Below are 6655 nucleotides of genomic sequence, written 5' to 3' on the forward strand. Positions count from 1 at the left end.
GGCGGTGGGGGAGCGCTGGAGCCGACGGCTCATCTCTTCGGTCGCTTCCCTGACCTTGCCCTGGAGTTCTTTTTCGCGACGGGGAACGTGCAGTGGCCAGATGTGATCGCGGAAATGCCTGCGCACCTCACCCATGATGGTCGGCACCGCGAAGCCGAGGAACGGTGAACCGGTGGTCACGTCGTAGCGGTCGACCGCCATGACCATGCCGAGCCGCGCGGTCTGGAGCAGGTCGTCGAAGATCTCGCCACGGCCTGCGTACTTGCGAGCGATGTGCTCGGCGAGCGGTAGACAGACCTCGATGATCCGGTCCCGCAGAGCGTCGTGTTCGGGGCTGCGGGGATCGGTCAGCGCCCAGTGTGCGAACAGGGGTTCGGCGTTTTCGTAGGTGCGGTCTGTGGTCTCGGACATGCGGATCAGCTCCTGGCCTTCGAATGCTCTCCGGATCTGCGGAGGTGAACCTAAAGTGCGTGCAGGTCCAGCATTCTGAACGTCATCATCATTCCCGCGCCGAGGCCGACGGCGCCGAAGATCGCGGCGGGCAGCGATCCGGTGAGCGCAGCCAGGCCGAAGAGGAAGAACACGCAGGTGGCCAACATGATGGTGGTGCTGGTCAGATCCATGCTCGGCGTACTCGTTGTCCGATTACGTGAGTTGGTCATAGATCAAGGGTTCACCAACGCGTCGGTTATTAAACCGTTATTGGTTGACTGGGGTTGACAGAGGTACCTTTTCGGATTTAGATGTTTAACCCGACGTGCAATGGGAAAGATCAGTTTGCATCGCGCACGCGCAGATCGCGGGCGAGGTGGTCACGCTGTTCGACGACCAAGCGACGCAACGAACTCGGTGCGTCGGCATTCGCGGCGAGCCATCGGTCGACCCCGTCGAGCGAATCGGCGGCGGGAAAGAGCCCGACCACGATGCGTCGAGCGATCTCGATGCTCCGCTGATCCCATACCGTGCGCAGTGCCGCGAAATAGTCGTCGTCGTAGCGCGCGATCAGGTCGCGGTGGCGGCCGGCGCGGAACCCGTCGATGGTGGCATCGAGGTGGTCGTTGGTCAGGGTGGGGTCGCCCAGCGCAGAATCCCATGCCGCGGCTTTGACATCTGCTCGCGGGCGGGCCGCGAGTGCGCGCAGGTGAGCGGTTCGCCCCGATGCGGTGCCGTCTCGTTCCCCCTCGGCGTCCAGGTCGGCGAGCTTCGCCTCACCGGTGGCGGCCAGCGCCGTCCACAGCGCCCAGCGCAGATCGGGATCCAGGGCCAGACCCTCCGGCGCCCGGTCGAGCAGGATCGCCCGGATGTCGGTGGCACGGTGGCCGTCGACGGTGGCGGCGGACGCCACCGCACGCGCCCACGCCAGCTGCGCGCCGGAACCCGGTGCCGACGAATGCAGTGTGGCCCAGCAGGATTCGAGCCATTCACCGCGCCACCGATCTCGCGCCGGATCGGGCAGATAATGCCCGATGGTGAAAGACGCGTTCGCCAGGACCGCGGTGAGCAGCGCCATGTTCGTTTCTACGGGCGCGAAATCACGAGCCATCGACAGGTAGCGTTCGGCGTGGAGTTCGCCGTCACGGGTGGCGTTCCACAGTGCCGACCAGATCAGTCCGCGCGCCAGGGGGTCGGTGACCCGATTCAGTGAACTCTCCACGGTGGCGAGCGAATCCACGTCGAGACGGACCTTCGCGTAGGTGAGATCACCGTCGTTGAGCAGCCGCAGCGCAGCGGGTGCGAGAGTCACCGGTGTGTGAGCGTCGACGATGTCGAGTTCCACGCGCTCGCGAATCACCAAGTCACCCTCGGCATCGAAGTCGTAGAGCCCGACAGCGAGCCGGTGCGGACGCGGATCGGTTTGCACGATCGCACCGCTGTCGAGGGTCAGCGTGGACACCCCGGTCGTTTGCAACCAGGCCCGCGCCCAGCCCGCCAGATCACGGCCGGAATCCGCCGACAATTCGGCCAGCAGGTCGTCGAGAGTCGTGTTGCCGAATGCGTGCGTGCGGAAATACCGGCGTACACCCGAGAAGAACTCCTCCCGGCCGACATAGGCGACCAACTGTTTGAGTACGCTCGCGCCCTTGGCATAGGTGATGCCGTCGAAATTGAGTTTGGCGGCCTCGAGGTCGGTGATATCGGCGACGATCGGGTGCGTGGTCGGCAGCTGATCCTGCAGATACGCCCAGGCCTTGCGGCGGTTCGCGAATGCTACCCAGGCGTCGGTCCACTCGGTGGCCTCCGAGCTCGCGAGTGCGCCCATGTAGTCGGCGAAGGATTCCTTGAGCCACAGGTCGTCCCACCACACCATCGTGACCAGATCGCCGAACCACATGTGGGCCATCTCGTGCAGGATCGTGTTGGCCCTGCCCTCGTACTGGGCGGCGGTGGCCGCCCCACGGAACACGTAGGCCTCGGTGAACGTGACCAGTCCGGGGTTCTCCATCGCACCCAGGTTGTATTCGGGAACGAACACCTGGTCGTACTTGCCCCACGGGTACGGGTAGTCGAAGTTCTCGGCGAAGAAGCCCAGACCCTGCTTCGTCACCTCGAAGATCGTGTCGGCGTCCAGGTAGCGGGCCAGCGAAGCGCGGCAATAGATCCCGAGCGGGATCGTGAGTTCCCCTCGCGTCCACGACGATTCGACGCGATGGTACGGGCCGGCCGCGACCGCGGTGATGTACGTCGAGATCGGCAAGGTGGGGGAGAACTCGACGTTCTGGAGCACGCCGTTGTCCTGGATTGCCGCGAACGGCCGATTCGAGATCACCTGCCACCCGGCCGGTGCGGTTACCGCGAACGTGAACGGCGCCTTCATATCCGGCTGTTCGAAGCAGGCGAAGACCCTCCGCGCATCCGCCGGCTCGTACTGGGTATAGAGGTAGGTCTGGTTGTCGACCGGATCGACGAACCGATGCAGCCCCTCACCGGAGCGGCTGTAGGCACCGGTGCCCCGCACGACAACGACGTTCGTCTCCGACAAGCCGACGAGCGCGAGCCGGGCTCCGTCGTACTCGACGGCGACATCCGTGCCGTTGACGGTCACCGATTCCACCGACGGACCGATGAAGTCGAGCCACGTCTGTTCGACGGAGGCACCGAACTCGACGGTGGTCGTTGTCGCGAAACCATCCTGGGACTGATCCGGGGCCGTCGACAGATCGAGTTCGACGCGGTAGGCGCGGACGGTGATCGCGGCCGATCGCGCGGCGGTCTCGGAGCGGCTCAGGTTCGCGGTGTTCACGCCTCGATCCTGCCAGCCGCCCCGGCGCCGTGCGTCGCACTCCACGCGACAACTACTCCACGGTGACGCTCTTCGCGAGGTTGCGCGGCTTGTCGACATCGCGGCCGAGCGCGATGGCCGTGTGATAGGCGAGCAGCTGCAGCGGAATCGTGAGCAGCATCGGGTCCAATTCCGGTGCGACGCGCGGGACCCGGATCACTTCGTCGGCCGCGTCCGGCGGCAGGTCCGCGTTCGTGACGGCGATCACGGGTCCGCCGCGTGCCTTGATCTGTTCGATGGTGCTGAGGTTCTTGGCCAGCAGTTCGTCGTCGGGGACGATCACCACGCTCGGCATCTCCTGGTCGATCAGCGCGAGCGGGCCGTGTTTGAGCTCGGAGGCCTGGTAGGCCTCGGCGTGCACGTAGGAGACCTCCTTGAGCTTCTGCGCGCCTTCGCGGGCGACCGGCCACCCCCGCACCCGGCCGATGAAGAACATGCTGCGGGCCTTGGCGTAGCGGTGCGCGATCTCGGCGATCGCGTCTTCGTCGGTGAGGACCTGGTCGATGGCGGCCGGCAGGGCGCGCAGGCCGTCGACGATGCGATGGCCGTCGGCAGCCGACAGGTCGCGAACCCGGCCCAGCAGCAGGGCCAGCATCGTGAACGACACGGTCATATTGGTCAATGCCTTGGTCGAGGCAACCGAGATCTCCGGGCCCGCGTGCAGGAACACCCCTGCCCCGCACTGGCGAGCGATAGCGCTGCCCACCGCGTTGACGGCGCCGATGACCCGGCCGCCCTTGCGCTGTAGCTCCTGCACCGCGGCGAGGGTGTCGAGGGTTTCGCCGGACTGACTGATCGCGACGTAGAGCGCATCGGGATCGACGACCGGATTGCGGTAGCGGAACTCCGAGGCCGGTTCCGCGGTGGCCGGAATACGGGCGAGTTCCTCGATCAGCTGGGCACCGAGCTGGCCCGCGTAGTAGGCCGAACCGCAACCGAGGAAGACGACCTTGCTGATACTGCGCAGTTCGCGGGCGTCCATGTTCAACCCGCCGAGGTGGGCGGTGGCGAAGCGGTCGTCGAGGCGCCCACGCAGCGCTCGGCGCACCGCCTCGCTCTGTTCGGCGATCTCCTTGCGCATGAAGTCGGGGAATCCGCCGAGCGCGTAGTCCTCGGCCACCATGTCGATGGTGGTCGGGGTCTTGTCGGTCTGTTCGGACTCGAATCCCAGTGTGCTGGTGCGGAATTCGCTGTCGCGAATGGTCGCGAGCTCCCCGTCGTCGAGGAACACCACCCGCTGGGTGTGGTGGACGAGGGCGGCGACATCGGAGGCCACGAACATCTCGCCGTCGCCGACGCCGAGCACGATGGGGCTGCCGTTGCGGGCGACCACCAGCTCGGCCGGACGGCGCGCGTCGAGGACCAGCAGACCGTAGGTGCCGCGAACCCGGTGCAGCGCGGCGCGAACGGCGTCTTCGAGAGATTCGGATTCCTCGAGCTCGCGCGCGACCAGGTGGGCGATCACCTCGGTGTCGGTGTCGGAGACGAGATCGATGCCGAGCGCGGTCAGCTCGGCCCGCAGCTGTTCGGCGTTCTCGACGATGCCGTTGTGCACCACGGCGATACGGCCGCTGACATCGGTGTGCGGGTGGGCGTTGGCGTCACTGGGCTCGCCGTGGGTGGCCCAGCGGGTGTGCGCGATGCCGACGGTGCCGCGCAGAGCGGTGGTGTCGGCCTTGTCGCGCAGGTCCTGCACCCTGCCCCGGGTTTTGCACACGCGCGCCTTGCCGCGATGCGGCAGTGCCAATCCGGCCGAATCGTAGCCGCGATATTCGAGCCGATGCAGACCCTCCAGCAGCACGGGAACAGCTTGCCGGTGACCGATGTATCCGACGATTCCACACATGGCGTGATGAACCCCTTACCCGTAGACGATGCGACGAAGTTGCCGTTCGGTGAATGACGGTGCCGCGACCGGGCGCTCGCCGAGTTCGATCTCGAGGCGTCGCCAGATCTCGGCATTGCGCATCTCCCGAGCTTGCAGCTCGGCGTGCCTGCGCCGGACGAACTGCTCGGCCGTTTCGTCGAAGTAGCCGACGATGTCGGCGACGACCCGGGCGGCCACGCGTTCGGGTAGGCCGGTGGACGCCACGACATAGCGGACCAACTCGGTGGGTACCCCGTCATTCACTCGCACGATCATGCCTGCCCCGACCTGGTTCGCCAACATCCCTGCCCGAATTCGGGCAGATTGTGTCGCGACAGCGCCTCGATGGGACGCGTCATGCATGCAGTCGGTCCGGCCGGTGCGCGCGGAGTTCATGCCGTTATCGCCTTGTGAGGTGTGAGCCGCGACTTGCGAACAATTTGCTGGAAGGGTGTCGAGTACACGGAATACTGCGCATCCGAGTGGAGGTTGTGGTGAGGCGACGAATGGGCGACGCATTCAGTGACCGGCTCTATTTCGCGGGCCCCGCGTCGGCATCGGATGAAGCAGGCGGCAGGCCAGAATACGTCGTCGACGCGGCAATCGTGACGATCGCGGAAGAGATCGTGCGGACGGGTTTCGATACCGAGGATATCGTGCACCAGCGGCTGCGCAGGTTCTGTGCGCACGCGAAAGCCGAAGGCGCGATGGTAAATTGCCTTCTCGGTGCGGCAACTGCGGTGGAAGACGGAGGGGTGGTGCCCTTTGTCGGCAGAGTCGTCGGCAGGCTCGGGCACGCGGAGTTGTTGTTCGATCTGGCTCTGGACGAATCGGGTTTCGATCCGTTCGACGGTAACCCGGTGGTGAATTCGGTCGGGCCGGGGGCGATGACGGAACTGGATTTCGAATTCGTCATCGCTCAGGTGAGTGAGCTGGTCGATAGCTTGCTGCTACCCAATTATCTGGCACTGCTCGAATGGCGTGACCTCACCGGGGAGGCGCCGCGATCACGTCAGCCGGAGCAGTCGGCCGCGTTGCTGTACGAGCTGAACGAACGGCTCGCGCCGGTCCTCGGCGACATGCCGCTGGCCTGGTTGTTGCTGCACTACGCGGAGTTCGGCGTCGCGCCGCTGGCGGACTCGATCCATCGCGCGCTGCTGCGCACCAACGCCGCCGACGCCGTGGCCGCCGCGCGTACCGCCGCGGCGGCACTCACCGCGATGTCGTTCGTGTCCTCCTCGGCCAGGCTGGGTGATCTTCCGGTGGTGTCACGCCGTCCACGGCATCAGCCGACGCTGGTCACCGCCAACCACGTCATGGCCGATCTGGTCTGCGCGCTGTCGCGCTGCGATACCGCGAACGGCTGGCAGGCCGACGCGAAACTGCTGCGGACCGCCGACGCGCAGACGGTCGGCTGGCTGCTGGTCGAGGATCGCCGCCAGCGACGTGAAACCCGCAGCAGCCGAGGCGATCTCATGGCATCGGCGATCGGGCTCGAGATCATGCTC

General features: G+C 66.1%; 6 protein-coding genes. 1 reads left to right on the top strand and 5 read right to left on the bottom strand.

The genetic code is table 11. The features are described from left to right. The 5 genes from ACFWF3_RS19180 to ACFWF3_RS19200 all read right to left on the bottom strand — a co-directional run. A partial coding sequence (locus tag ACFWF3_RS19180; RefSeq protein ID WP_379314692.1) for a sigma-70 family RNA polymerase sigma factor occupies window positions 1-411 on the bottom strand: 411 nt, incomplete at its 3' end. A gap of 50 nt (window positions 412-461) precedes the next feature. Then, complete coding sequence (locus ACFWF3_RS19185; RefSeq protein WP_378628880.1) at window positions 462-662, bottom strand: hypothetical protein; 201 nt, start codon at window positions 660-662, stop codon at window positions 462-464. Window positions 663-772: 110 nt separating this feature from the next. Beyond that, the gene (gene pepN, locus ACFWF3_RS19190) at window positions 773-3241 is read right to left on the bottom strand and encodes an aminopeptidase N (protein ID WP_379314693.1); all 2469 of its coding nucleotides are present in this window, start codon (window positions 3239-3241) and stop codon (window positions 773-775) included. Window positions 3242-3293: 52 nt separating this feature from the next. After that, entirely contained in the window at window positions 3294-5126 is a 1833-nt protein-coding gene (gene glmS, locus ACFWF3_RS19195) for a glutamine--fructose-6-phosphate transaminase (isomerizing) (RefSeq protein ID WP_379314694.1), read from the bottom strand. A 15-nt stretch (window positions 5127-5141) separates the two neighbouring features. Then, window positions 5142-5411 carry a hypothetical protein gene (locus tag ACFWF3_RS19200; protein WP_378990060.1) on the bottom strand — a complete coding sequence of 90 codons (270 nt, stop codon included), beginning with the start codon at window positions 5409-5411 and terminating at the stop codon, window positions 5142-5144. Between the two features lie 242 nt (window positions 5412-5653). Between ACFWF3_RS19200 and ACFWF3_RS19205 the strand changes: the two genes are divergently transcribed. Further along, the coding region (locus ACFWF3_RS19205) for a hypothetical protein (RefSeq protein ID WP_379314695.1) at window positions 5654-6655 on the top strand (1002 nt) is incomplete at its 3' end.

It is taken from the genome of Nocardia sp. NPDC060220 (assembly GCF_042727815.1).
Classification (GTDB): Bacteria; Actinomycetota; Actinomycetes; order Mycobacteriales; family Mycobacteriaceae; genus Nocardia.

Coding starts and splice junctions, on each gene's coding strand:
- glmS (WP_379314694.1), bottom strand. CDS start 5,126: ATGTGTGGAATCGTCGGATACATCGGTCACCGGCAAGCTGTTCCCGTG.
- ACFWF3_RS19185 (WP_378628880.1), bottom strand. CDS start 662: ATGACCAACTCACGTAATCGGACAACGAGTACGCCGAGCATGGATCTG.